At 60.6% G+C, this 2,326-nt stretch carries 1 protein-coding gene and 1 pseudogene; both read left to right on the top strand.

From position 1 onward, the window contains the following. Positions 1–79: 79 nt before the first annotated feature. The gene (gene thsA, locus EI28_RS11880; protein WP_048115096.1) at positions 80–1,741 is read left to right on the top strand and encodes a thermosome subunit alpha; all 1,662 of its coding nucleotides are present in this window, start codon (positions 80–82) and stop codon (positions 1,739–1,741) included. Positions 1,742–2,134: 393 nt separating this feature from the next. After that, positions 2,135–2,326, top strand: a pseudogene (locus tag EI28_RS11875) (histidine kinase); the annotation flags it as partial.

Here is a 2,326-nt window from a genome sequence, read left to right as displayed (position 1 = left end):
CATAGATATGATAAACGAGTGAAAAACTATATATAGAACCACAAACCTACCTTTCTATCGCTTAACAACGGTGATACCTATGTCAAGTCTTGGAGGACAACCAATCCTGATTCTAAAAGAGGGTAGCCAGCGTACCCGCGGTCGTGACGCACAGTCGGGCAATATCGCAGCCGCAAAAGCCGTGGCAAGCGCTGTAAGGACAACGCTTGGACCCAAAGGCATGGACAAGATGCTCGTCGACACCATCGGCGACGTCGTCATCACAAACGACGGTGTGACCATCTTGAAAGAGATGGATATCGAGCACCCCGCCGCGAAGATGATGGTCGAGATCGCTAAGACCCAGGACGACGAGGTCGGCGACGGTACCACGACCGCCGTGGTGATCGCGGGCGAACTCCTGAAGCGTGCCGAGGATCTCCTCGAGCAGGACGTGCACCCCACGGTCATCGCCCACGGCTACCGCATGGCCGCCGAGAAGGCGCAGGACATCCTCGATGAGATCGCCGTCGACGTCAAGCCCGACGATATGGTGATGCTCAGGAAGATTGCCGACACCGCCATGACCGGCAAGGGCGCTGAGGCTGCAAAGGAGAAACTCACCGAGCTCGTCGTCAAGGCGATCACGATGGTCGCCGATGCCGACGGCAACGTCGACACCGAGTTCGTGAAGGTCGAGAAGAAGGTCGGCGGGTCCACCGATGACTCAGAGATCATCGAGGGCATGATCATCGACAAGGAGCGCGTGCACCCGGCAATGCCCCGTGCCGTCAAGGACGCGAAGATCCTGCTCCTGAACGCCGCCGTCGAGTTCAAGAAGACCGAGGTCGACGCCGAGATCAGCATCACGAGCCCCGACCAGCTCCAGATGTTCCTCGATGAAGAGGAACGGATGATCAAGGGCATCGTCGACAAGATCGTTTCCAGCGGTGCAAACGTCCTCTTCTGCCAGAAGGGCATCGATGACATCGCCCAGCACTACCTTGCGAAGGCCGGCATCTTTGCCATCCGCCGTGTCAAGAAGAGCGACATGGAGAAACTCGCCCGCGCTACCGGTGCGCCAGTCGTCAGTTCCATCGACGCCATCGCCCCTGAGGAACTCGGTAAGGCAGGCACCGTCGAGGAGAGGAAGGTCTCCGGCGAAGAGATGACCTTCGTCACCGAGTGCGAGAACCCCAAGGCCGTCTCGATCGTCATCCGCGGCGGCACCGAGCACGTCGTCGACGAACTCGACCGTGCCATCGAGGACGCGCTCCGGGTCGTCAGCGTTGCCGTCGAGGACAAGAAGTTCGTCGCCGGCGGCGGTGCGCCCGAGATCGAGCTCTCGCTTCGGCTCCGCGAGCACGCCGCAAGTGTCGGCGGGCGCGCCCAGCTCGCCATCGAGGCGTTTGCAAACGCGCTCGAGATCATCCCGAGAACCCTCGCCGAGAATGCGGGTCTCGACCCGATCGACATGCTCGTCGCCCTCCGCGCCTCTCACGAGAAAGGCGGGGCGAACGCGAAATACATGGGACTTGACGTCTTCAATGCCGCTTCCGGCGACATGCTCAAGGCCGGCGTCGTCGAACCCCTGCGGGTGAAGACCCAGGCAATCGCAAGCGCTGCCGAGGCCGCCATCATGATCCTCCGGATCGACGACGTCATCGCCGCTTCCAAGTCTGCCGCGCCCGAGGGCGCCCCTGGCATGGAAGAGATGGGCGGCATGGGCGGCATGGGCGGCATGGGCATGCCCCCGATGTAAGATCACCGTACCGCCCCACGATACAATCCGGGGCCGCAATCCGGCCCCGCCCGTCTCTTTTTCAGTTCTCTTCCCGCCGGTCGTGATTCGGGCGTCCGGTGCCCCAGCTCGCGATCGCGCCCCGGGCGAAACGTCGCACGCACTCAAAGAGTGTGATCTTCTCAAGCTCCTGCCGGTCCGGCGGCCGTTTCTCGGAGCGCCGTCTTCTTCTTCAGCCGGTTTCTTTCTAAGATGCTGCTGGATTTTGCGGGGCCCTATGGTGAACCGGGGTGTTCGAATTTGCGCATTTGTGTTAAAAATTGTTCATTCCATATAGTTACAGATATATCCCTCCTTGAGGGATTGATCCTGCCCAGGGGAAGGTAGTGCATGAGGAGCGGGAGCGGTACCCGGATGACGGTGAAGAGAGCTTTGCGGCCGCCGTTCCCGTTTATGCTCCACTTCCTGCTCGCGATGATCCCCGTCGTCTGCCTGATCTCGTTCGTCGATTCTGCGGTGGTCGGACAGGAACTGGAAGAGAACACCCTGGAATCGCGGAACCAGACCGAGTCCGGAATCATCCTCTCGGTGAACTTGGTTGACACC

The sequence above is a fragment of the Methanoculleus sp. MH98A genome, from assembly GCF_000691865.1.
In the GTDB taxonomy this organism is placed as follows: Archaea; Halobacteriota; Methanomicrobia; order Methanomicrobiales; family Methanoculleaceae; genus Methanoculleus.
Note: the sequence above shows the minus strand (reverse complement) of the source record. Positions and strands in the feature narration are given on the sequence as shown.